The following is a 22,388-nucleotide window of genomic DNA, read 5'->3' as shown; positions in this document are numbered from 1 at the left end:
CAGCCGCCCCGGGCGTGGTCCTAGAGCCAGGGCAGGTCGGCGAGCTCCGACCACGCGAGGGTCACGCTGGCCTCGGTCGTCTCGCCGGACAGCCGAGCGGCCACGCCGCGGCCCGCGCAGGCGACCGGCCGGTGCGGGGTGACCACCACGTGCACGTCGTCGGCGGGGAGGCCGGCGGCGACCACGCGGGCGAGCATCCGGTCGGGGGCGGCCAGCACCGTCGTCGCCAGGATCGGCACCGACGCGTGGGACCACAGCGCCACCGGGCCCTCCACCCGCAGGGCGAGGTCGACCTCGCGCGAGCGCCCCAGCGCGGCCGCGCGCGTGCGCCGCACGTCGTCGGCGGAGCTCCCGCTCACCGGGCTCCACGGCAGTGCCGACTGCCCGCGGCGGACGACCACCCGCCAGCCCACCGAGGTCCGCCGCCCGTCGGTCCAGTCGAGGACGGCGACGCCGTCGGTCGCGGCGCTCGCGTCGGTCACCGGACGCCGGTCCACCCAGGCGACCAGGGCGGCAGCGATCGAGTCGTGGGTCGGTGCCACCCCGGCGCGGGTCAGCTCGTCGGCGAGTTCGAGCAGTCCGACCCGCAGGCTGCGCTCGTGCTCCTCCAGGACGACGACGGTGCCGCTCGCCGTCCGCCGCACGAGGTCCACCCGCAGGCGCGGGCCGCTCAGGGCGGGCAGCACCGCCTCGGCCACCTCGAGCAGGTCGGCGACGTCGACGGGCACCGGGCGCAGCCGTTGCAGCAGACCACTGCCGGAGCTGCGAGAGGCCGAGGTGGTCACGCCCCGTCCCCGGCCAGCCGGACGCGGAGCGCTGCGGGCAGCGCGGGGACCGAGAGGACGGCCGACACCTCGGCGGTGCTCAGCCGCACCGGCAGCACGTCGGCGTCCCAGCCGGTGGCCAGCCGGACCCGCGCCGCCGGCGCCGGCCACACGGCGTCGCGGGCGGCCGCCACGTGCAGTTCGGTGAGGACGTCCTCGAGGTGGATGCGGGCGACCGGGTGGACGGCCGGGTCGCCCAGCGCCGTCCGCACCGCGGTGGCCAGCTGGGCGCGTTCCGCGGCGGCGAGCCAGTGCGGGACGAGCACCTCCGCCCCCGACCCGGCGGCCGGTTCCGCGCTCATCGGACGTCACCCCGGAACACCTTCGCCGCGCCGACAGCACCTGCGAGGTCGCGGGTGCTGGGGCGTGGCGTCACGAGGTGGATATCGGCAGCGCACGACCCGGATGGACCCCTCCACCGCCACGTTTTGCCTCGCCCGATGATGATCAGCCCTCCTGGTCATCCGGGGACCTCCCTCGTGGTCGACCGCGAGGGAGGTGACGGAGCGACGAGGGAGGAGGGCGCCGGCGGGCGTCAGGCGACGTCCGAGGCCCCGTCGGGCTCGTCGGTGCGGACGGCCCGGAAGCGACGGAGCCCGATGAAGGGAGCGGCGAGCAGCGCGCCGATCTGGCCAGCAGTCTCCGTCCAGGGCGGGCCGAGGTCGGCGTTCCCGATGCGGACGAACCGGATGCCGCGTGCGCGCATGGCGTCCTCGCGCCGCTTCTCGAGCCACAGCACCTGGCCGGCCGAGGATGCGTAGCGCGGGTCGGTGTACTTCACCAGTCCGTCGAACTCGATGGCGACCGCGGCGTCCTCGTACCAGGCATCCACCCGCCCGAGGAAGCGACCGCCGTCGTCGTGGATCTCGACCTGCAGTTCGGGTCGTGGCAGCCCGGCGGCCAGGATGGCCAACCGACCCCTCGTCTCCAGGGCCGATTCCGCGCGCCCGTCGGCCAGCCCCAACGCCCGGGCCGCCTTCGCGATCCCGACCCGGTGGCGCCCGCCGAGCACCGCCTCGAGGAGCTCGGCGCGAGTCACCTTGCGCTCGTTGATGGCCGAGTCCATGGCGACGACGGCGTCGGTCACCGACCACTCCCGGGCACAGTCGACCAGGGTGCGGGCGACCGACGTGGCCGCGAACTCCAGCCACGGCGTGGTCTCCCCCGCCACCAGCGCGGCCTGGGCCACGCGGTAGCGGCGGCCGCGGCGCCACTGCCCGGTCGTGGTGAGCCGCACCTCGTCCGAGGCCGATCGGGGGACGATCAGTTCGTGCAGCCGCGCCGCCGAGGCGTGGCTGAGCACCGGGCGGTCGGCGAGGCCGAGCAGGACCGCGACGCAGTCGATCAGGTGCCGATCCCGGTCGGTCGCCGTCGCCAGCTCGTCGGTGGCGATGTAGACGCCTTTGCGGAGGCGCGACCATCGCCGGCTACGCAGCTCGGAGCGGATGTCCTCGACGTCGTAGCCGGCCCGCAGCGCCTCCTGGCTGGTGAAGACGCCGAGGCGGGCGGCGGCGCTCAGTTCCGGGTGCACGGAGGAAGTGTGGAGTCGACGGCCGGGACGGCGGGGCGGCGGCGCCGTCGGCTGTGGACAACCGCCGTCCTACCTCGCCGTTCCGGGACCTCCCCCGCGGTCGACGGCGAGGGAAGTCCCGGAACGACCAGGCCTCCTGATCAACACGGAGAAGCGGTTAGTCGGCCAGTTCGGCGAGGCGGGCCTTCAGCGCGCGCTCCACCCGGTCGGCGTACACGTTCATGTTCCGCACCGAGGTGTTCAGCTCCGCCGACAGCTGCGTCTTGGTCTGCCCGCCCCACGTGGTCAGGTACCAGGTGGCCCAGCCGAGCACGTTGGGCTGGCCGGCGCGCTGGTCGCGGCGCGCGTCGGGATCGGGGGCGCAGGCCGCCGTGAGCGCGTGGGACAGCAGCGTCTGCTCCGCCTCGCCCATGATCTCGTCGGGCGCCTCACCGGAGTCCGGCAGCAGGATCTCGGTCGCGTCCGGCCCGCCGTCCAGGGACTGCAGGTTGCGCAGGCCGTTGAGGGTGGCGACGGTCTGCGAGTTGCGCCGCAGGGTCGCCACGCTCTGCCCCATGAAGTCGGCGAGCTCCTTCTCGCTGGGCCGGCGCTGGTGCTCGGCGATGAAGGCGGCGATGGCCTTCTGCTGCTTGTGCTCGGTGTCCGCGGCGGTGCGCCCGTGGGCGTTGCGGCCCAGGTCGTGCACCCACTTGGACAGCTGCGTGGCGAGGAACGCGCCGAACGGGACCGACTTGGTCTCGTCGAACTGCGCGACGGCCTTGAGCACCCACTCGTACACCTGCTGGCCGAGGTCGTCCGGGTCGGGCAGGTGCAGCCGGATCGTGCTCATGTTGCGCTGCAGCCGCTTGAGGCTGACCGGCCCGTAGTGTCGGCACAGGTCGGCCAGGAACTCCGGGGGCAGGTCCCTCGGCGCCCGCCGACGCACGTCGGTCTCGGCGCGCAGCCCCACGGTGGAGCAGCCGTGCCGCGCGCACCAGGCCCGCACCCAGTCGGCCAACACCGACGCCGAGCCGCGGGCGCCGTCGACCCGGTAGAGCCCGTCGCCCTGGTCGTAGCTCACCGTGACGCCGTCGGGCAGGTCCGCCCGGAACTCCTCCAGCGGCAGCTCCCGGTCGACGCGGAAGTGCACGCGGTCCCGAGCGGTGATGGGCGCGAGCGCCCACCCCTCCGCCTCGGGGATGCCACCGAAGACGAGGGGCTGGCGGACGCGGGCTCGGGGATCGTGGACGGGCGGGGCGGACGCGAGGATCTCGGACACCGGAACTCCTGGGCACTACGAGGAAGAACAGGCCACGGGGAAGGAGGCCTGCGAAGACGCTCGGGAGCCGGCCGTCAGGCCGGGATGCGCTCCCCCGGGCCGGCGGGGCGCGGGTTGGGGACCGCGGTGCCGGTGGCGGGCAGCGACTCCACGACGTCGGCGGGCGCGGCACCGCCGGCCGCCCGCTCGAGCAGGACGGCGGCCGCGGCGCGCTCGACCTGGCTGGGCTCGGCCACGTAGACCGGCATGTGGTCGTACAACGACGTGAAGAGGGCGCTGACGAACGCGTAGGCGGCCTGCGCCTGCGGCGAGAACTTCGCCACCGCCGTCCGCGGCCCGAGATCGACGCCGACCGTCACGCGCACGACCCGGTCGTCCTTGCTGAGCCCGGAGACGGCGAACGAGACGTCCTCGTGCTCTGCGGCGAGCGACGCGAGGGCAGCCAGGCACTTGCGGGTGGCGCCGCGGCGCGGCCGGAGCTGGACGTGGACCACCACGGACTCCTGCTCGCCGCCGTGTTCGACGTCGGCCTGCGCGCTGATTGCGTTGTGTTGCACCTTGATCGCCCCCTGTCACTTGCTTGGGGGAAAATCTGCCCTATGCACTCGACAACCGAGGGCACAACACTCGCCGTGTCATGCGCACTTCTGAGCGCCCACTTCGGCAGATGTTGCCCGTGTCGCTGCGACGGCGAGCGTCGTGATGAGCATTCGGGCAACACCAGCCGACGTGGCCAGGCCGGATCTGTGGTGATCTCGTCAGGCAGGGCGCTCCGCGGGTGCCGGCTCCGCCTGCTCGTCCGGAGGAGCGGCGGGAGCGAAGGCAGCGAGCGCGCCGATGCTGTCGGCGGTCACCTGCGCCGCCAGGCGGTTGGCCTCGGCGATCTGCCGGTAGACCTCCTCGCGGTGGATCGCGACCTCGCGCGGGGCCTTGAAGCCCAGCCGGACCGTTCCTCCGCGCACCTCGACGACGTGGACCTCGATGTCGTCGCCGATGCGGATCGTCTCTCCGACGCTGCGGGTGAGTGTGAGCATCTGCTACCCCTCCATGGGTTCGCTGTGGCCGTCCGTGGCGTGCTGGTCGTACGTGCGGGGGCGCGGTTCTCGCCCCGTCCGGTGTGTTATCGGCGCACGGGCCTCCGGACGGGATGTGTCGCGTCGGACAGGAGCACCTGGCGCGCCCGACCGGTGGCCGGATGGACCACCACGGGCGCCCGCAGGTTCGCCGTCGCCGAGATGACGTCCCCGTCCGGCACCGTCAGGACGCAGTACACGTCCGGGGCGGCTCCGCCGGTCAGACCGAGTTCGGTCCGGACCGCCGCCGGCAGGGCGGGCGCGTAGTCGGGGAACCACGCCTCCGCCCGCGCCACCAGCAGTCGCGGTCCGTCCGGGGCGACGGCCTGCAACCAGGAGAGCAGGCCGGTGGTGTCCGCCGGCACCAGGGCGTAGTCCCGGTGGGCGGGGAAGCCCGGGAGGGGCTCGGTGAGGGCCAGCACCTGGATGGTGGCGGCCCCGCGGGCAGGGCGTCCCCGGACCGGCGCGCACGCGGGGGCGTGCGTGCGCGCGGCCAGGGTCGCCGGGGACGGCGTCATGCCGCCTCCCTCTGCGGAGGAACGGCCGCGGGGGCGGTGCGGCCGTCCATCAGCGGAGGTAGTCCAGCAGCGTGGGCGAGATGGCCTTCGCCGTCGCGGCCAGCGCCGCTTCGTAGCCCATCTGCTTCATCTGCACGTCCATGATCGTCTTCGGCAGGTCGATCCCCTCGACCGCGTCGAGCTGCGTGCGCAGCACCAGTTCCCGATCGAGGTTCACCTGCTCGGCCTGCTCCAGCCGGGACCCCCGGGCCCCCACGTCCGCGACGGCGCTCTGCATCGTCTTGAACGCCGCGTCCAGGGCCGCCAGGTCGGTGTCGAGGTTCCCCGGGTCGTTGATCAGGTCGTCGGCGATGCGGCCCACGACCACGAACAGGTTGTCGGCGCCGGTGCCGAACGCCTGCGGTCCGCTGATGTCCACCCGGAGCAGCTCGCTGTCGGAGACCCGCCGCAGCACCTCGCCGCGGTCGTCCCCGACGAAGGTGCCGGCAGGGTCGTAGGCGATCTGCCCGGCGGTGACGCCGCCGAACAGCGGCCGGCCCATGACCTTGGTGTTGGCCATGTTGAGCAGGCCGTCACGCAGCGATGCCACCTCGGTGGCCAACGCCTCGCGGCTGGTCTCGGAGGCCGAACCGTTGAGGCCCTGCAAGGTGAGGTTCCGGATCCGCTGGGTGACCTCCATCATCTCCATCAGCGTGGAGCTGCCCTGCTCCAACCATGCCTTCGCGTCGGTCACGTTGCGGTTCTGCTGCGCCACCGTCGCCTGCTCGGCGCGCGTCTGCATGGCGGAGTTCGTGCCGGTCGGCGAGTCCGAGGGCCGGCTGATCGCCTTGCCCGACGTGAGCTGCTGCTGCAGCTTCGCCAGGGAGTCCAGGTTCCGGTTGAGGCCCTGCAGGCTGGTGAGCGTGACGGCACGCTGGGTGATCCGCACTCAGATCACAGCCCCACGCGGCCGGTGCGGTTGATCAGCACGTCGAGCATCTCGTCGACCGCGCTGACCAGCCGGGCGGCCGCCGCGTAGGCGTGCTGGTACGAGAGCATGTTGGTCATCTCCTCGTCGATGTTGACGCCGGCGACCGACTCGCGGGCCGCGTCGACCTGGCTGGTGATCACCTGCTGGATCTCCACCCCGCGGTTGGCCACGGCGGCCTCCACGCCGAGCTGGACGACCAGCGCGCGGTACGTCGCGTCCGGACCGCCGGCCTTGGTGCGCAGCTGGGCGATCTCGTCGGCCTTGCTGTTGTCGGTGTTGGCCGCGCCGCCGATGCCGGAGGCGGCGATCAGGGCCGGGTCGTCGAACGCCACCTGGATGTTGGTGGCGGTGACGTCCGGCCCGGTGCCGGAGAAGACGAAGACGTCCCCGCCGGCGACGCCGTTCCGGTCGAAGGCCGTGCGGTGCACGGCGTTGACCGCGTCGGCGATCCCCTTGGCCAGCGCGTCGAGATCGGCCTGGTAGTCCGGGAAGATCGTGTTGAGAGCGGACAACTGGCCGGCGGCCGTGCCGTCGGGGTTCACCGTGAGGTTCCCCGCCGCGGTGACCAGCCGGACCTTGTCCCCGGGCGCACCGGCCATGTCCGAGCTGCCGGCCAGCGCCACCTTGGCCGAACTGGAGCCCGCCACGAGCACGATGCCGCCGACGATGACGTCGAGCATGCCGTCCTTGCTCGGGCGGACGGTGGCACCGACCTGGTCGGCCAGCTTCATGACCAGCAGATCGCGCTGGTCGTGCAGGTCGTTGGCCGGCAACCCGTTCTGGGTGGCCCGCTGGATGGCCTGGTTGAGGTCGGCGATGGTGGTGGCGGCCGCGTTCACGTCGTCCACCAGGACCGACAGGTTCTCCCGGGTGACCTCCCACTGGGCATCGAGCGAGGCGGAGGCGAAGTGCAGGCCGCCGACCAGCGCCTTCATCTGCTGGAGGACCTGCGCCCGGGTGGCATCGGTGTCCGGGCCGTTGCTCACGGCCTCCCACCCGTCCCACATGTCGGCCATCAGGCTCTGGATGCCGTACTCGCCGGGCTCCCGGAAGGCCGTCTCCACCTGCTCCAGCGCCGCGGCCTGGGTGCTGAGGCGGGCGTAGTTGGCGTGCTCGGTGTGCCCGCGCCCCTCGAGGAACGCGTCGCGGATCCGGATGACCTGCTCGACCGAGACGCCCCCGCCGATGCCGTCACTGGTCGAGTAGAACGCCGGGACGGCGCTGCCGCCGATCGCGCGCATCTCGGCCCGCTGCCGGCTGTAGCCGTCGGTGTTGACGTTGGCGATGTTCTGGCCGGCGACGTCCAGGGCGCGCCGCTGCGCCCAGAGCGCCGTCGTGGCGGCGTTCAGCCCGCTGAAGGTGCCGCTCACAGGGCGCCGTCCAGGGTGACCGCGCGGTGGTTGCCGTCGTCGTGCCGGCCGGTGGAGCCGTAGGTGCCCGATGCCGCGCGGGTCTGGATGAGCGTGTCGCCGATGGCGGCCAGCCCGCCCTCGATCAGCTCGCGGTTGGCGTCGGAGAGGCTGCGCAGGTCGGTGACGAGCCCGAGGAGGGCCTCGTGGTGCTTGGCGAGCAGGTCGTTCCACGGCGCCGGCGAGGCCTCCGCCACCTGCTTCAGCGACGGGTTGGCCTCCAGGCCGATGGCGGCGGCGATCGCCTCGGTGACCGCCGCCCGCTCCACCTCGAGGGTGCGCAGCTGCTCGAGGACGACCTCGATCTCGTGCGCGATCCGCGCCAGCCAGCGGGTCTTCCCGGTGACGATCAGGTACTGCTTCTCTTCCGCCTTGAACAGCAGGAGGTCCAGGAGCTCCTGCTCCCGCCACAGCAACGTCGACAGGTGCTGGTAGTCCACGCGTCCACCGCCTCTCCGTGTCTCGTGCCGGTCGCGCCCCGGAAGCCGGTCGGCGCACACCCTCGTCGGTGCTGGCTTCGGCACCCGAGGCCGCCGCCTCAAGCCGAGCGGGCGAGGAGGGCTCAAGTACCGGCGGAAAGTTGCCGATGGGCGGTGCCACCCCCGCTCCGGTCAGCCGAGAAGAAGGACGTGAGCCCAGCCCGTGCACTCGCGTCCGAGCGCTCCCGGCGCGAGCGGATCCCCAGCGAGCGAACCGCGTCCGGACGCACACCGCATCCGTCGAAGTCGACCGCCGGGCCCGGTCGCGACCAGGCCGAGATCGACGCCCTGGTCACCGCGCACCTGCCGCTGGCCACCTTCGCCGTGAACGCCGTCGCGGCGCGCATCTCGCTGCCCGCGCACGTCAGCCGCGACGACCTGGTCTCCTGCGCCCACGTGGCGCTGGTCGAGGTGGCCAAGCGCTTCGACCCCTCTGCGGGCGCCTCGTTCGCGACCTACGCGCTCGCCCGCCTCCAGGGTGCCGTCCTCGACGAGTTGCGCTCCGGCGACTGGGCCAGCCGCTCGGTGCGCGCGGCCGCGCGACGCACCGACGCCACGGCCGACGCGCTCACCATCTCCCTCGGCCGTCCCCCGACGCGGGAGGAGCTGGCCGAGGCGTTGGGCGTGCCGCGCGCCGAGCTCGACAGCCTCCAGGTCGACGTCCACCGCGCGGTGATGGTCAGCATCGACGCCGAGACCGGTGACGCCGGCGGCTCGCTGGACCTCCCCGACACCGGCGAGTCCCCCGAGCGGGCGCTGCTGCGCGGCGAGCTCGCGCGCTACCTGCACGAGGCGATCCGTGCGCTGCCCGACCGGCTCGACGAGGTCGTCGAGCGGAACTTCTTCGGTGACGAATCCCTGACCGAGATCGCGGAGGACCTCGGGGTGACCCTGTCGCGGGTCTCGCAGATGCGCGCCCGGGCACTCACCCTGCTGCACGCGGCGATGAGCGAGGTCTGGGACGGCACCGCGGTACCCGCGCAGGGCGGGGTGCGGGCTCGCAACCAGCAGCGCAGCTACGTCGACCGGGTGGCCGGGCGCAGCGCTCCCCTGCCTCCCCCGCCCCGACGGGCACCCGCCGGCGCGAACCCCTGGGCGACGGCCCTCCGTCCGGCGCCCCGGACGGCCTGACTCCTCGGACGCGCACCGGCTCCACGGAGCCCCGACGCACGAGAGGGCGGGAGCACCGGTCCCCCGGTGCTCCCGCCCTCTCGTCGTCCGCCTCGTCAGGCGCCGATGCGCCGGCTCCGGGCCCGATTGTCCGCGGCGCGGCGCCAGGCCGTGGCCCACAGCTCGGCGGTGTGCTCGGTGAGGTGCTTGGCGAGGACCTCCTGGTGCGCGGCCGCCGCGGTCTCGCGACGGAAGTCGGCGTCACCGATCGCCCGGCTGAGGTGGGCGGCCCAGTCGCGGGGGCGCTTGGCCCGCATGCCCAGGCCCAGCCGCTCGTACTCGGCGGTCGCGGACCGGACGGAGAAGACGCCCCGGCCCGAGTACTCCATCACCTTGAGCCAGCTCTTGGCCGTGTTGAAGCGGTCGACCCGCAGCGGTGCGACCCCGACGTCGAGCACCTCGCCGATCGCGGCGACGTACTCGTCGACGCTCTTGATCCACGAGATCTCCAGCGGGTCGTCCTTGAGGAACAACCGCTTCCGCGCGTCGAAGGCCTGGCCGAGGATCGCGAACCGGCTGCGTCCGGGGTGGTCGTCCAGCGCCCGCTGCAGTCCGGACTCCATCACCTGCAGGTCGTACGGGTGGCTGGCCACCGATCCGGTCCAGCCGACCGTCACCACGTCGGTCTCGCGCTCGTAGGCCGGCGGGAGCTCGACGTTCCGGCGCGGCATGGCGTTGGGGATGACCATGCCGCGACCGTGCGGGGCGTACTCCTCGAGGAGCAGCTGCGAGGAGACGGTGACGAAATCCGCCTCGCGGGCGCAGGCCCGGGCCCACTTGTCGACGTTGGCCTTCGTGAGGACGCGGTAGCCGAGGTGTCCGTAGGCGACGTCGGAGAACAGGTCGTCCATCTCCACCACGACGGCGACCCCCTGCGCCTGCAGCACCCGGACCATGTCCAGCTGCGCCTTGGTCTTCGGCAGCTGCAGCACGACCACGTCGGCGTCGCCCGCGTCGACGGCCAGCACCTCGGACGAGGCCAGCTTGGCCGGGCCGCTCATCGTGGTGGGCAGGCCGTAGCGCAGCTCCGCGGTGATGCCGACGCCCGCGTCCAGGACGGCGCGCACCGGCTCCTCCATCCGGTAGTACCGGGAGCCGGCAAACTTCGAGTGGGACAGCAGGACGTGCATCGTCGGACCCTTCCGGTCAGGGGACGCGCCGGCGTCCGCGCCGTCGTCAGCGGATCGCGCCGCGGCGCTCGGCGGACGCTACGGGACCCCCGACCGTCGCCCGGCGGCAGCGAAGCGCACGGCGGGCCAATGTCTCCCGCGCCAGTTGGCAGGTCGTGCCAATCGCCACGGCCCCGACGCCGGGGGCCGCCCGGGTTCCACCGTTCGGGGGATGCGGGGACGAGAAAGTTCCCGATTGGGGTCAAGGAACCGCCCGCTCCGGCCGTAGTCGGGAGTGCACCACCCCGCCAGCACGGATGCCAGCGGATCGAGAACAGCAAGACCCCAGTCCAAGGAGGAACACCATGGGTCTCAGCGTCAACACGAACATCGCGGCACTCAACTCGTACCGCAACCTGTCGAACACCGACAACCAGCTGAGCAAGTCGCTGGAGAAGCTCTCCTCGGGCTACCGCATCAACCGTGCCGCCGACGACGCGGCCGGTCTCGCCATCTCCGAGGGTCTGCGCTCGCAGATCGGTGGCCTCAAGGTCGCCATCCGCAACACGCAGGACGGCATCTCCGTCGTGCAGACCGCTGAAGGTGCGCTCACCGAGACGCACGCCATCCTGCAGCGCATGCGCGACCTGGCCGTCCAGTCGGCCAACGGCAGCAACGACACCGACTCGCGCAACGCCCTCAACGCCGAGGCCACCGCGCTGTCGGACGAGCTCGACCGCATCGCCAACAAGACCACCTTCAACAACGTGAACCTGCTCGACGGCAGCTTCTCGTCGGTGGACTTCCAGGTCGGCTACGCCTCGGGCGACACCATCTCGGTGAGCATCGAGTCGGGCGCCTCGGGCGAGGGCTTCGACGCCGCCGACCTCGGCCTCAGCGGCGTGGACCTGTCCACCGCCAGCGGTGCTGCGGCCGCGATCGACGCGATCGACGAGGCCATCAAGGAGGTGTCGACCGCTCGCGCCGACCTCGGTGCTCTGCAGAACCGGTTCGAGCACACGGTCAAGAACCTGAGCGTCACCCAGGAGAACCTGCAGGCGTCGGAGTCCCGCATCCGGGACACGGACATGGCCCAGGAGATGACCAACTTCTCCCGGAACCAGATCCTGGCCCAGGCGGGCACGTCGATGCTCGCCCAGGCCAACGCCGCTTCGCAGAACATCCTGAAGCTGCTCGGCTGACAGGCCTGAGGCCTGAGCACCACCGCACCACCGGTGAGGGGGGAGACCGCGGGTCTCCCCCCTCACCGCGCACGGAACCCTGAGATCTTGGAGGCACAGTGGCCGGCATGAGCGTCGGTGGCCTGGTGTCCGGTCTGGACACGGCCGCGATCGTCGACCAGCTGATCGCGATCGAGAGCAACCCTCAGCGGCTGCTGAAGCAGCAGCTGTCGGCGACCCAGTCGCAGGCCGCCGCCTACCGAGCGATCAACACCCGCTTCGACGCCCTGCGGACCGCCGCCGAGGGGCTCATGAAGGACGCTGCCTGGCAGCAGGTCAAGCCGTCGACCTCCTCGAGCTCCGTCGTCGCCGTCAGCAGCGCCTCTGCCAGCGCCGGGACCGTCACGTTCAGCGTCGACCAGGTCGCGCGTGCGCACGCGGTGGTCAGCAGCGGGACGTGGACGGCGACCGGTGACCAGACCGCCTCCGACCTGGCCTACGGCGCCTCGACGCTGGAGATCACCGTCGGCGGGACGACCACGTCCCTGGCGCTGGACCGCAACAGCGACGGCACCGCCACGCTCGCCGAGGCCGCAGCCGCCATCAACGCCCGCAGCGACCTGGGCCTCACGGCCAGCGCCGTCAAGGTGTCCGACACCGAGTACCGGCTGCAGATCACCAGCACCAAGACCGGCGCCGCGTCCGCGTTCACCGTGGGTGCCCCCGGCGACTTCGACGTCGTCAGCCAGGGCCGCAACGCCGAGATCACCGTGGGCGACCCCGGCTCCGGTTACACGATGAGCTCGGCCACCAACACCTTCACCGGCCTGCTCGACGGCACGACGATCACCGTCTCCGCGCCGGCCGACGACGTCACGCTCACCGTCGCCGCCGACCCCGAGGCGACGACCAAGAAAGTCGAATCCCTGGTCAACGCGGCCAACGGGCTGCTCGAGGCGATCTCGTCCTACACCGCGCCCACCGGCGGGCTGAAGGGCAACAGCACCCTGCGTCAGCTGTCCAGCCGCGTCCTCGACGTCCTCGCCTACGCGGTCGGCGGCGACGGCTCCGCGTCCGCCGTCGGCCTCGAGCTCACCCGTGACGGCCGCTTCTCCTTCGACAAGGAGGCCTTCACGGCCAAGCTCACCGCCGACCCCGCGATCGCCCAGCGCATGTTCACCGCGGTGGCGGCCACCGGCGGCGCGGACGGCGACCTCGCCACGACCGGGGACAACGGCACGGCCGCCGTCGGCATCGCCGCCAAGCTGCTGGACCTGGCGAAGTCCGCCTCCGACTCGACGACCGGCACGCTGGCCACGCTGGCCAAGAGCAGCGACTCCCGGGCGAGAGACCTGGAGGACCGGATCGCGGACTGGGACCGGCGGCTCGAGCTCCGGCGGAGCACGCTCAGCCGCCAGTACACCGCCATGGAGACGGCGCTGCAGACGATGCAGAACCAGGGGAACTGGCTGGCTGCGCAGCTGTCGAGCCTGGGCACGTCCCAGAAGAAGTCCTGACCCCCTCGCCCAGACACTAGGAGCCCATCCCCATGAGCGCTGCCGCCCTGCGCGCCCGCTACCTGGGCGACTCGGTCGCCACCGCCTCCCCCCAGCAGCTGCTGGTGATGCTCTACGACCGGCTCGCGCTGGACCTCGAGCGGGCGCAGATCGCCATCGGTGCCCGCGACCCGCACGAGGCGCGCGAGCAGATCGAGCACGCGCAGGCGATCATCTTCGAGCTGCTGGCCAGCCTGCGGGTCGACGTCTGGGAGGGCGGCCCCCGCCTGGCTGCCCTGTACGAGTGGCTGATCCAGGAGCTCACCCAGGCGAGCATCAAGCAGGACGCGAACCGGATCGGTTCCTGCCGCCAGGTGGTCGAGCCCCTCCGCGACGCGTGGCGGCAGGCCGCGGCGTCGCTGGCCGGCGCTCCGTCATGACCGGCGTGAGCCCGGTGAGCGGCACGGCCGCCGCGGGGTTCGGGTTCAGCCCCTACGCGCCCGCCGCCGAGGCGCGGGCGCTCGCGAGCGCTGGTGACCGTGATCGCCGGCGCAAGCCCCAGGACTGGCAGGAGGCGCTCGACGAGCTCGAGGGCGACGTCCTCGACGCCGAGGCGGCGCTGGCTCGCAACCGGTCCGAGGAGATCGCCACGTGGGGACGCCGCACGGAGGACTGGGTCCCGCCGAACGACCTCGGACCGCTCCCCGAGAACCTGCGCGAACGCGCCGCCCGCCTGCTGCAGCACCAGCTCGCGGTGGCCGAGCAGCTCGTCGAGCGGATCACGCAGTCGCAGAAGCAGCGCGACCTCGCCGCCCGGATGTCGTACGCGCCGACCCGCCCGGTCGCGTCGTTCATCGACCGCGGGCTCTAGCCCGACCCAGCTCCACCTCCCTGGCCCCGTCTCTCCCGCCCCGCCGCCGGCCCCCGCCGGAGGCGGGGCTTCGTGCTCCTCCGCGGAAACAGGTCCCTCCGGGAGCGATCCACCACGGAAGGTGCCAACTCCCCCGTCCCAGTCGACGCGGGACACGGCCAGGTCACCGTGGGTCACACCCGCCCCACCTCTCCCTGCTCCCACCGCTGACCCTCGCGTGGCGGTGATCCGGTCAGTCGACGGAGCCCGGGTGCCGATGAAGAACCTGCACGGACAGCACCACCTCGCCACGGATCGGCGGACCCTCCACTCGCTCGCGAGTGCCTTCCGCATACCCGGAGGTCGATCGTGTCCCGCTCTCCCTGGCGGCCGTCCTCGTGATCGGCGAGATCACACCGGCGGCGCTGCACGCCGCGCTGTCCGGCCTGGCGCAGCGCCAGCGCGTCACCGCCGACAACATCGCCAACGTCAACACGCCCGGCTTCCTGGCCGGGCGCACCGACTTCGAGTCCTCGCTGCGCGGCGCGCTGCGCTCCGGTGAGACACCGCAGATCAGCGGAGGCTCGGTCGCCCGCTCCCTGGAGCCCACGAACACGAACGGGAACAACGTCAACCTCGATGCGGAGACGCTCATCGCGACGGAGACCGGGCTGCGCTACCAGCTCGCGCTCAGCGCGCTGGACGGCAAGTACAACTCCATCCGCACGGCGCTCAGGACGCAGTGACGTGGCCATCTTCGACACCTTCGGCATCTCCGGGTCCGGCCTGCTGGCGCACCGCAAGTGGCTGGACGCCGTCTCGGACAACATCTCCAACGTCAACACCGTGTCCCGGACGAACGAGGACGCCTTCCAGCAGCGCATGATCGTCGCCCGGGCCGTGGACTACGGCACCGGTGAGGGTGGGGTCCGCGTCGCCCGCGCCGAGTTCGGCAACCCCGAGGGCCGGCTGGTCTACCAGCCGGACCACCCGCTCGCCGACGCGGAGGGCTACGTCAAGTACCCGGACATCGACCTGGGTGACCAGATGTCCCAGATGATCATGGCGCAGCGCGGATACCAGGCGAACCTCGCCGTGGTCGAGCGGGCGACGGCCGCCTACCAGGCCGCGCTGCAGCTCGGGAAGGGCTGACCATGACCTTCCCGATCAGCGGCATCCCGGGGATCGGCGCCGCCTTCGGCACCGGCGGGGTCGCCGGCATCGACACCACGGCGACCGCCCGGACGGCCGGCGGCGGGGACGCCTTCTCCTCGGTCCTCGCCTCGACGTTCGACCAGCTGCAGGCCACGCAGGCGAGCGCCGACGGGCTGGCCGCCCAGGCCGCCACCGGCGACCTGAAGGACGTGCACGACTACATGATCGCCAGGAGCGAGGCATCCCTGGCGGTCGAGATGGTCGTGGGCATCAAGAACAAGGCCGTTGAGGCCTTCAACGAGATCATGAGGATGCCCATCTGATGAAGACGGCACTCGCCGGGACGCTGGAGCGTGCCCGCTCCGCGTTCGCCACGATCAGCCTGGGACAGAAGGTCGTCATCGGCCTCCTGCTCGCCGGGCTGCTCCTCGGCGGGTTCTTCTTCTCCCGGTGGATCACCACCCCCACCCAGGCGCCGCTGTTCTCCAACCTGTCCTCCAGCGACGCCGCGGCGATCGTCGAGGAGCTCAACGCCGGCGGCGTCGCCTACGAGCTGAGCGACGGCGGCCAGACGATCCTGGTGGCCAAGGACGCCGTGTACGACCTGCGGCTGCAGATGAGCGGCAAGGGCCTGCCGTCGGGGTCGGACACCGGGTACGCGCTGCTCGACGAGCAGGGCATCACCACCAGCGAGTTCCAGCAGCAGGTCACCTACCAGCGGGCGCTGGAAGGTGAGCTGTCCCGGACGCTCAAGTCCCTCGAGGGCGTCCAGCAGGCCATCGTCCACGTGGCCCTGCCCAAGGAGGAGGTCTTCGTCCGCGAGAAGGCCTCCCCCACCGCGTCGGTCCTGCTGCAGCTCACGGCCGGCACCACGCTGTCCGGCGAGCAGATCCAGGCGGTCACCAACCTGGTCTCCTCCAGCGTCCCGGACATGAGCCCCGACCAGGTCACTGTCACCGACGCCAGCGGTCAGGTGCTGGCCAGCCCCGGTGCCGGGGTGACCGCGGCCGCCGGCGACGCCCGCTCGCAGATCGAGCTGGAGACGCAGACCCGCCTGGCGGCCAACGCCCAGCAGATCCTCGACCGGGTGCTCGGCCCGAACCGCGCCGTCGTGTCGGTCCGCGCCGACGTCGACCTCGACCAGCGCGAGTCCACGTCGAAGACCTACACCTACGACGAGGGCACGCCACCGACGTCGGAGAGCACCACCACCGAGAACTACACCGGCGCGGGTGGCGCCATCGTGGGTGGCGTCCTCGGGCCGGAGAACATGCCCGACGCCGCCGGCAACGCCGGGGGCGGCGACTCCACCTACACCAAGGAGTCGAGCACCACGAACAACTCCGTCAACGAGACCATGACCGTGGAGCAGGGCGCTCCCGGTGGGCTCAACCGCCTCACGGTCTCGGTCGTCATGGACGAGGCTGTCGCGGGGAACCTGCCGCAGGGCCAGATCAGCGCCCTGGTGAGCAACGCCGTCGGCCTGGACCAGGCGCGCGGCGACGCGATCACCGTGGCCTCGATGCCGTTCGACACCACCGCCGCGGACCAGGCGGCCGCCGAGATGGAGGCCGCCCGCGAGGCCGAGGCCAGCGAGCAGATGTGGTCGATGATCCGCACCGGGGGGATCGCCGCCGGCATCGCGCTCGTCGTCCTGGTCGTCTGGCTGCGCTCCCGCCGCGGCGGCCAGGAGATCGAGGAGGACTACGAGCCGCTCGAGCTGACCGACGACATGCTCGCCGAGCTGGACCGCATCCGGATCGCCAGCACGCGCGAGGCGCCCATCGACAACGCCGCCGCCGAGCTGGAGGCCGCCGAGCGGCAGAAGGTGCGCGGCGAGATCTCCGCCATGGTGAGCGAGCGACCCGACGAGGTCGCGGCGATGCTGCGCGGCTGGCTGACGGAGAACAAGTCGTGACGATGGCCGGGATGGACCAGCTGCTGGCGGCCACCGGGGGCAACCTGCCCGCCGTGCCACCGCCTCCGCCGCGCCCCGAGCTGCCCGGGCTGCGCAAGGCGGCCGTCTTCCTCGCCCAGATGAGCAAGGAGGAGGCCGGCGTCCTGCTGTCCAAGCTGCGCCCGCGCGAGGTCGAGTCCCTGACCCGCGAGCTCATGCGGCTCGGATCGGTCGAGGTCGAGGACGTCGACGACGTCATGAACGAGTTCCACGGCCTCATGACCGCCCAGCACTTCATCGGCCGCGGCGGCGTCGACTTCGCCCGCGAGATCCTGGCCGCGGGCCTGGGCGAGGACAAGGCCGAGGGCATCCTGTCGCGGCTCAACGTCGTCTACACCGAGGTGCCCTTCGCCTCGCTCCGGAACGCCGACGTCCGCCAGCTCGTCACCTTCCTCAAGGACGAGCACGCCCAGATCATCGCGCTCGTCCTCGCCCACCTCCCGGCCGCCCAGTCGGCCGAGGTGCTCTCCGGGTTCGCCCCCGAGCAGCAGGCCGAGGTCGCCCACCGGATCGCCACGATGGACCGCACGTCCCCGGAGATGGTCCGCCTCGTCGAGGAGGAGCTGGGCCGGCGGATGGGCTCGATCCTGGCGCACCAGGACATGTCCACCGCCGGGGGTGTGGAGGCCCTCGTCGAGATCATCAACCGCTCGCCGCGGCCGACCGAGCGCTCGATCCTCGAGTGGCTGGACAGCACCGACCCCGAGCTCGCCGAGCAGGTCCGGTCGCAGATGTTCGTCTTCGAGGACATCGTCACGATCGACGACAGGTCGCTGCAGCTGGTGCTGCGCGAGGTGGAGGCCAACGACCTGGCCACCGCGCTCAAGGGCGTCCGGCCCGACGTGCGGGACAAGGTCACGCGGAACCTCTCGGAGCGCGCCGCCGAGAACCTCGCCGAGGAGATCGAGCTGCTCGGCCCGGTGCGCACGCGCACCGTCGAGGAGGCCCAGGCCAAGGTCGTCGGCATCATCCGCACCCTCGAGGAACAGGGTGTCCTCACCATCTCGCGCGGCGGGGACGATGAGTTCGTCGCCTGAGACCTCCCGCCCGGTCGTGCTGCGGGGCGGCGAGGCGGGCGGTCTCCCCGCGCCCCGGCCCCCGCGGGAGGGCGCCGTCCTGCGGGGCGGCGCGGCCGTGGGGGCCCGCCCCTACCGGCAGTCGCCCGGAGGAGCGCCCCCCGCACCGGGCATCCCGCCGCAGGCCGCGCCGATCGAGCGACGCATGACCGTGCGGCGGGCCGAGGACCAGCCGGTCGCCGGCAGCCGGCCGACCTTCCGGCTCGGCGAGGTGTACGCCGAGGAACTGGAGCGGCTGCGCGCCCGCGCCCACGCCGAGGGATACGCCGCCGGCCACGCGGAAGGGATGACCGCCGCCGCCGACGTGGTCGCCGAAGCGGAGCGCGCCGCCGTCGAGCGCCTCACGGCGACGCAGGAGAAGTGGGAGCGCCGGATCGCCTCGGCCACCGCGGCGCTCGGCGCCGCCGCGAGCCGCCTGGACGAGGCCGCGCAGCCCACGGCCGAGGAGATCCGCGAGACGATCCTGGCCTCGGTCCTGACGCTGGTCGAGGACCTGGTGGGCCGGGAGCTCGCCCTGGCCGACTCCCCCGTCCTCGACGCGGTGCGCCGCGCCCTCACGCTGTGCCCCGCCGACGCTCCAGCCGTGGTGCGGGTGCACCCGGACGACCTGGCCGAGATCCCGGCCGATGCGCTCGAGGAGCTGCCCGCGTCGGTGCGGGTGGTCGCCGACCCGGCGATCGAGCGGGCCGGCGCGGTCGCCGAGAGCGGGTCCCGCCGCATCGACGCGCAACTCGTCGCCGCCGTACAGCGAGTTCAGTCGGTGTTGGCGCCGTGACCCTCTCCGCCGCGCCGGTGATCCCGCCCAGCTTGATGGCTCGGGCCCGCGTCGCCGCCCGCCCGCAGGTCACCGGCGTCGTCACCGGCGCCATGGGGCTCACCCTGACCGTCGACGGCATCGTGGCCGCCGTCGGGGACCTGGTCGAGGTGGGTCACGGGCCGCGCCCGCTGCTCGCGGAGGTCGTCGCCGTGGGCCGTGACCGGCTCACCTGCATGCCCCTGGGCACGCTGTCGGGCATCCACTCCGGAGCCCCCGTGCGGGCCACCGGTCTGCCGCTGCAGGTCCCGGTCGGGGAGGCGCTGCTGGGCCGGGTGCTCGACGGCCTGGGCCGGCCGGTGGACGGCGGTCCGCCGCTGGCCTCGCGCGTCTCGTGGGTCGACCTCGCCAGCGAGACGCCGCATGCGCTGTCCCGCACCCGCGTCGAGGAGCCGCTCACCTTCGGGGTCCGCGCCCTGGACACCCTCGTGCCCTGCGGCAAGGGCCAGCGCCTCGGCATCTTCGCGGGCTCCGGCGTCGGCAAGTCGAGCCTGCTCGCGCAGATCACCCGCGGCACCGACGCCGACGTCCGGGTCATCGGGCTGATCGGCGAGCGTGGTCGCGAGGTCCGCGAGTTCCTCGAGGAGAACCTCGGGGCGGAGGGGATGGCGCGCACCGTCGTCGTCGTCGCCACCTCCGACGAGCCACCGCTGGTCCGGCTGAAGGCCGCGTTCGTGGCCACCCGGATCGCCGAGGCCTTCCGCGACCAGGGCCGCGACGTGCTGCTGCTCATGGACTCGATCACCCGCACCGCGATGGCCCAGCGCGAGGTGGGCCTCTCGGCCGGCGAACCGCCGGCCACCCGCGGCTACCCGCCGAGCGTCTTCGCGATGATGCCGCAGCTGCTGGAGAAGGCCGGCACCGGCGCGACCGGCTCGATCACCGGGCTGTACACCGTGCTGGTCGAGGGCGACGACCACAACGAGCCGATCGCCGACACCGCCCGCTCCATCCTGGACGGCCACATCGTGCTCACCCGCAAGCTGGCGACCGTCGGCCACTTCCCCGCCGTCGACGTCCTGGAGTCGATCTCCCGCGTGGCCACCGCGGTGATCCCGCCGCCGCAGATGGCCGACGCGCGCGAGATCCGCCGGCTGATGGGTGCCCTCCGCGACGTCAAGGAGCTCGTCGAGATCGGCGCCTACCAGGCGGGGAGCGACCCGCTGGTCGACCGCGCCCGCGAGCTCGCGCCGCAGATCGAGGCGTTCCTCCAGCAGCCCATGGGCGAGTCGACGCCGGCGGCCGAGGCCTGGGCCTGGCTCCAGCGGATCGTGCGGGCACCGTGAAGCGCTCCACCTTCCGGCTGCAGGCGGTCCTCGAGCTGCGCCGCACCCAGGAGCGCGCTGCCGCGGTGGCGTCCGCCGAGGCGGCGCGCGCCGCGGCCGAGGCCGCCCGCCAGGCGACGGCGTACGAGACGGCGCTGGCGGCGGCCACCCTGCCCCGCACGTCGTCGTCCGAGGACTTCCGCGCGGCGATGACGCTGCTGCGCGTCGCCGCCACCGACGCCTCCGACGCGCGGGCGGCGGCGACGGCGTCGGCGGAGCAGGCGGAGGCGGTCCGCGCGCTGTGGACGGCGGCCGCGCAGCGGACCAGGGGGCTGGAGCGACTCCGCGAGCGCCACCTGGAACAGCAGCTGATCGCGGAGCTGGCGGCCGAGGAGCGCGCCGTCGACGACCTGGTCACCGGTCGGGCCGGCCGGGGCACGCCCGGGGAGGTGCCGTGGACGCCCTGACCTCGGTGCAGACCCGGATCAGCGAGATCCACGCCCGCTTCGCGCCGGTCGTCGCTCCCGCCAGCACGCGCGGTTGGGCGTCGGCAGCCGCGGCCGCCGGCCTCACCGGCACCGGCTCGACGGCCGGCAGCCACGTCTCCGGCGCGGCCGGCACCGCGTCGGAGACCGCCGTGGTGGCCGAGGCCGGCAAGTACCTGGGGGTGCCCTACCTCTGGGGTGGCACCGACCCGGCGAAGGGGCTGGACTGCTCCGGCCTCGTCCAGCTCGTCTACGGCAACCTCGGCATCAGCCTCCCGCGCACGTCGTCGCAGCAGGCGACCAGCGGCACGGCCGTGGCCTCCCTCGCCGAGGCCCGCCCTGGGGACCTCGTGTTCTTCGACAACACCCCGTCCCGGCCGGGGATCGACCACGTCGGCATCTACATCGGCAACGGCCAGATGATCGCCGCCCCGCAGCCCGGCGAGGTGGTGAAGGTGCAGGACGTCGGGCGGCCGACCGCCATCCGCCGCGTCCTCCCCGCCGGCGGCGTCCCGGCCACCCCGGGCGGCGGCGGGGTCGCCGGTGTCCCGTACGCCAACCTGTTCACGGGTGCGGCGGGCCGCCACGGCGTCGACCCCGCACTCCTGGCCGCCGTCGCGTCGGTCGAGTCCAACTTCGACGCCCGGGCGGTCTCCCCCGCCGGCGCCCAGGGCCTCATGCAGTTCATGCCCGCGACCGCCCAGGGCCTCGGCGTGAACCCGCTCGACCCGGCCTCGGCCGTCGACGGCGCCGCGCGCTACCTGAAGAACCTCACCCAGCAGTTCGGCTCGACCGAGCTGGCCCTGGCCGCCTACAACGCCGGCCCGGGCACCGTCAACCGCTACGGCGGGATCCCGCCCTATGCCGAGACCCAGAACTACGTCCGCTCAGTGATGAGCAAGGCGGAGGCCTACCGATGACGACCCCTGTGCTCCCGGCCGCACCGACGACGCGTCCACCCACGGGCGGAGGCGCCACCGAGCCCGGGAAGGCCGACAGCGCCGCGCCCTTCGCCTCCGCGCTCGACGGCGTCCTGTCCGACGGACGCGCCCCGGTGGAGGACGCCGCGGACGGCGCTGGAGAGGGCACCGGGCAGCCGGGTGGGCAGGGCGTGCCCGGCGACGTCGACGGCGCGGCGGAGACCGCCGCCACGGCGGGGCTCACCGTCGCGGTGTGGGCCTTGGCCCTGGGCGCGCAGCAGAGCACCGGCCAGCCCGCGACGGCGACGGCCGGCGACGCGGTCCCCGCCGCCGTGCCCGGCGTGCCCGGCGTGGGCGGCGGTACCGCCGGGACCACGACCGCCGTCGCGGCGGGTGCGGTCTCCACCGGAGGGGACGTGCCCGCCGCGCCCACCGCGCCGACCGGACCCGAGGTCCCCGCACCGGCCGCACCGGGCTCTCCCGCGACGGCACCCGCCGTCGCGACCGGCCTGCCGCCCGGCGTGGTCGCCGCACGAGCCGATGCACCGGCGGCGAGCGCCTCCCCTGCAGTAGCCGGCGTCCCTGCACCGGGAGCGGTGATCGCCGGCGCTCCGGCGACCGAGGCGACCGTGACCGCGGCGGTCCCCCAGCCGGCCACCGCCCCCTCCGCGTCGACCAGCGAGCCGACGCCGGGGACCGCACCGGCCACCGCAGCCACCGGAGCGACCGGAGCGACCGGAGCCGCCCGGCACCGGCACCCCCTCCCCGGCACCTGCTCCTGCGGCCGACGGCGGCGAGCCCACCGTCGCCACCGCCGCCGCGGCTGCCCCGCCCGTCGCCGCGACCAC

General features: G+C 73.3%; 25 protein-coding genes and 1 pseudogene. 15 read left to right on the top strand and 11 right to left on the bottom strand.

Annotated features, from left to right (window positions below; all coding sequences use genetic code 11):
* Positions 1-20: 20 nt before the first annotated feature.
* The 10 genes from A6V29_RS13125 to A6V29_RS13080 all read right to left on the bottom strand — a co-directional run bounded on the left by A6V29_RS13125 (position 21) and on the right by A6V29_RS13080 (position 8,023).
* Positions 21-785: a hypothetical protein gene (locus A6V29_RS13125; protein WP_137160716.1), complete on the bottom strand. Its 765-nt coding sequence runs from the start codon at positions 783-785 to the stop codon at positions 21-23.
* Positions 782-1,126, bottom strand: coding sequence for a hypothetical protein (locus A6V29_RS13120; RefSeq protein WP_137160715.1), 345 nt, complete (start codon positions 1,124-1,126; stop codon positions 782-784). The genes A6V29_RS13125 and A6V29_RS13120 overlap by 4 nt, the downstream gene beginning before the upstream one ends.
* Before the next feature lie 233 nt (positions 1,127-1,359).
* Positions 1,360-2,355, bottom strand: a complete 996-nt coding sequence (locus A6V29_RS13115; RefSeq protein WP_137160714.1) for a hypothetical protein — start codon at positions 2,353-2,355, stop codon at positions 1,360-1,362.
* A gap of 157 nt (positions 2,356-2,512) precedes the next feature.
* A complete protein-coding gene (locus A6V29_RS13110; RefSeq protein ID WP_249933209.1) occupies positions 2,513-3,613 on the bottom strand; it encodes a sigma-70 family RNA polymerase sigma factor in 1,101 nt (366 codons plus the stop codon).
* Between the two features lie 74 nt (positions 3,614-3,687).
* Entirely contained in the window at positions 3,688-4,170 is a 483-nt protein-coding gene (locus A6V29_RS13105) for a hypothetical protein (protein ID WP_137160713.1), read from the bottom strand.
* Between the two features lie 201 nt (positions 4,171-4,371).
* A complete protein-coding gene (csrA, locus tag A6V29_RS21960) occupies positions 4,372-4,647 on the bottom strand; it encodes a carbon storage regulator CsrA (RefSeq protein ID WP_137160712.1) in 276 nt (91 codons plus the stop codon).
* Between the two features lie 86 nt (positions 4,648-4,733).
* Positions 4,734-5,204, bottom strand: a complete 471-nt coding sequence (gene fliW / locus A6V29_RS13095) for a flagellar assembly protein FliW (RefSeq protein ID WP_137160711.1) — start codon at positions 5,202-5,204, stop codon at positions 4,734-4,736.
* 49 nt (positions 5,205-5,253) lie between these two features.
* Complete coding sequence (gene flgL / locus A6V29_RS13090; protein ID WP_137160710.1) at positions 5,254-6,132, bottom strand: flagellar hook-associated protein FlgL; 879 nt, start codon at positions 6,130-6,132, stop codon at positions 5,254-5,256.
* 5 nt (positions 6,133-6,137) lie between these two features.
* Positions 6,138-7,544, bottom strand: coding sequence for a flagellar hook-associated protein FlgK (gene flgK, locus A6V29_RS13085; protein WP_137160709.1), 1,407 nt, complete (start codon positions 7,542-7,544; stop codon positions 6,138-6,140).
* Positions 7,541-8,023: a flagellar protein FlgN gene (locus tag A6V29_RS13080; protein ID WP_137160708.1), complete on the bottom strand. Its 483-nt coding sequence runs from the start codon at positions 8,021-8,023 to the stop codon at positions 7,541-7,543. The genes flgK and A6V29_RS13080 overlap by 4 nt, the downstream gene beginning before the upstream one ends.
* A 189-nt stretch (positions 8,024-8,212) precedes the next feature.
* Here A6V29_RS13080 and A6V29_RS13075 point away from each other — a divergent pair, with 189 nt between their 5' ends.
* Complete coding sequence (locus A6V29_RS13075; RefSeq protein ID WP_137160707.1) at positions 8,213-9,193, top strand: sigma-70 family RNA polymerase sigma factor; 981 nt, start codon at positions 8,213-8,215, stop codon at positions 9,191-9,193.
* Positions 9,194-9,288: 95 nt separating this feature from the next.
* Here the strand turns inward: A6V29_RS13075 and A6V29_RS13070 are convergent, their stop codons facing one another.
* Positions 9,289-10,362: a glycosyltransferase family protein gene (locus A6V29_RS13070; RefSeq protein WP_137160706.1), complete on the bottom strand. Its 1,074-nt coding sequence runs from the start codon at positions 10,360-10,362 to the stop codon at positions 9,289-9,291.
* A gap of 344 nt (positions 10,363-10,706) precedes the next feature.
* Here A6V29_RS13070 and A6V29_RS13065 point away from each other — a divergent pair, with 344 nt between their 5' ends.
* The 14 genes and pseudogenes from A6V29_RS13065 to A6V29_RS13000 form a co-directional block, all read left to right on the top strand.
* Positions 10,707-11,543 carry a flagellin N-terminal helical domain-containing protein gene (locus tag A6V29_RS13065; protein ID WP_137160705.1) on the top strand — a complete coding sequence of 279 codons (837 nt, stop codon included), beginning with the start codon at positions 10,707-10,709 and terminating at the stop codon, positions 11,541-11,543.
* 107 nt (positions 11,544-11,650) lie between these two features.
* Positions 11,651-13,039, top strand: a complete 1,389-nt coding sequence (gene fliD, locus A6V29_RS13060) for a flagellar filament capping protein FliD (RefSeq protein WP_137160704.1) — start codon at positions 11,651-11,653, stop codon at positions 13,037-13,039.
* A gap of 32 nt (positions 13,040-13,071) precedes the next feature.
* Positions 13,072-13,458 (top strand): flagellar export chaperone FliS, encoded by a 387-nt coding sequence (fliS, locus tag A6V29_RS13055; RefSeq protein WP_137160703.1) that lies wholly within the window; start codon positions 13,072-13,074, stop codon positions 13,456-13,458.
* A 14-nt stretch (positions 13,459-13,472) separates the two neighbouring features.
* Positions 13,473-13,889: a hypothetical protein gene (locus tag A6V29_RS13050; protein ID WP_249933208.1), complete on the top strand. Its 417-nt coding sequence runs from the start codon at positions 13,473-13,475 to the stop codon at positions 13,887-13,889.
* 320 nt (positions 13,890-14,209) lie between these two features.
* Entirely contained in the window at positions 14,210-14,614 is a 405-nt protein-coding gene (flgB, locus tag A6V29_RS13045; RefSeq protein ID WP_249933207.1) for a flagellar basal body rod protein FlgB, read from the top strand.
* Position 14,615: 1 nt separating this feature from the next.
* On the top strand, positions 14,616-15,020 hold the full coding sequence (gene flgC, locus A6V29_RS13040) for a flagellar basal body rod protein FlgC (protein WP_212719367.1): 405 nt from the start codon (positions 14,616-14,618) through the stop codon (positions 15,018-15,020).
* Positions 15,021-15,022: 2 nt separating this feature from the next.
* Complete coding sequence (fliE, locus tag A6V29_RS13035; protein WP_137160700.1) at positions 15,023-15,346, top strand: flagellar hook-basal body complex protein FliE; 324 nt, start codon at positions 15,023-15,025, stop codon at positions 15,344-15,346.
* The gene (gene fliF, locus A6V29_RS13030; protein ID WP_137160699.1) at positions 15,346-16,941 is read left to right on the top strand and encodes a flagellar basal-body MS-ring/collar protein FliF; all 1,596 of its coding nucleotides are present in this window, start codon (positions 15,346-15,348) and stop codon (positions 16,939-16,941) included. Before fliE ends, fliF begins: the two co-directional genes overlap by 1 nt.
* 2 nt (positions 16,942-16,943) lie before the next feature.
* Positions 16,944-18,017, top strand: coding sequence for a flagellar motor switch protein FliG (gene fliG / locus A6V29_RS13025; protein WP_249933215.1), 1,074 nt, complete (start codon positions 16,944-16,946; stop codon positions 18,015-18,017).
* A complete protein-coding gene (locus A6V29_RS13020) occupies positions 18,001-18,831 on the top strand; it encodes a FliH/SctL family protein (protein ID WP_137160698.1) in 831 nt (276 codons plus the stop codon). Before fliG ends, A6V29_RS13020 begins: the two co-directional genes overlap by 17 nt.
* On the top strand, positions 18,828-20,156 hold the full coding sequence (locus A6V29_RS13015) for a FliI/YscN family ATPase (protein ID WP_283956363.1): 1,329 nt from the start codon (positions 18,828-18,830) through the stop codon (positions 20,154-20,156). Before A6V29_RS13020 ends, A6V29_RS13015 begins: the two co-directional genes overlap by 4 nt.
* The gene (locus A6V29_RS13010) at positions 20,153-20,602 is read left to right on the top strand and encodes a flagellar FliJ family protein (protein WP_137160697.1); all 450 of its coding nucleotides are present in this window, start codon (positions 20,153-20,155) and stop codon (positions 20,600-20,602) included. Before A6V29_RS13015 ends, A6V29_RS13010 begins: the two co-directional genes overlap by 4 nt.
* Entirely contained in the window at positions 20,590-21,540 is a 951-nt protein-coding gene (locus A6V29_RS13005) for a transglycosylase SLT domain-containing protein (protein ID WP_137160696.1), read from the top strand. Before A6V29_RS13010 ends, A6V29_RS13005 begins: the two co-directional genes overlap by 13 nt.
* Positions 21,537-22,388, top strand: a pseudogene (locus A6V29_RS13000) (hypothetical protein); the annotation flags it as partial. The gene A6V29_RS13005 and the pseudogene A6V29_RS13000, both read left to right, overlap by 4 nt.

The sequence above is a fragment of the Blastococcus sp. CCUG 61487 genome (genome assembly GCF_005222955.1).
Classification (GTDB): domain Bacteria; phylum Actinomycetota; class Actinomycetes; order Mycobacteriales; family Geodermatophilaceae; genus Blastococcus.
The sequence above is the reverse complement of the archived record's forward strand: the minus strand, read 5'-3'. Positions and strand labels throughout refer to the sequence as shown.

Excerpts from the sequence above, each read along its gene's own strand:
- fliD (WP_137160704.1), top strand. The coding sequence starts at position 11,651 with ATGAGCGTCGGTGGCCTGGTGTCCGGTCTGGACACGGCCGCGATCGTC.
- fliG (WP_249933215.1), top strand. The coding sequence starts at position 16,944 with ATGGCCGGGATGGACCAGCTGCTGGCGGCCACCGGGGGCAACCTGCCC.
- csrA (WP_137160712.1), bottom strand. The coding sequence starts at position 4,647 with ATGCTCACACTCACCCGCAGCGTCGGAGAGACGATCCGCATCGGCGAC.
- A6V29_RS13020 (WP_137160698.1), top strand. The coding sequence starts at position 18,001 with ATGAGTTCGTCGCCTGAGACCTCCCGCCCGGTCGTGCTGCGGGGCGGC.
- A6V29_RS13070 (WP_137160706.1), bottom strand. The coding sequence starts at position 10,362 with ATGCACGTCCTGCTGTCCCACTCGAAGTTTGCCGGCTCCCGGTACTAC.
- A6V29_RS13065 (WP_137160705.1), top strand. The coding sequence starts at position 10,707 with ATGGGTCTCAGCGTCAACACGAACATCGCGGCACTCAACTCGTACCGC.
- fliS (WP_137160703.1), top strand. The coding sequence starts at position 13,072 with ATGAGCGCTGCCGCCCTGCGCGCCCGCTACCTGGGCGACTCGGTCGCC.
- A6V29_RS13120 (WP_137160715.1), bottom strand. The coding sequence starts at position 1,126 with ATGAGCGCGGAACCGGCCGCCGGGTCGGGGGCGGAGGTGCTCGTCCCG.
- fliW (WP_137160711.1), bottom strand. The coding sequence starts at position 5,204 with ATGACGCCGTCCCCGGCGACCCTGGCCGCGCGCACGCACGCCCCCGCG.
- fliF (WP_137160699.1), top strand. The coding sequence starts at position 15,346 with ATGAAGACGGCACTCGCCGGGACGCTGGAGCGTGCCCGCTCCGCGTTC.
- fliE (WP_137160700.1), top strand. The coding sequence starts at position 15,023 with ATGACCTTCCCGATCAGCGGCATCCCGGGGATCGGCGCCGCCTTCGGC.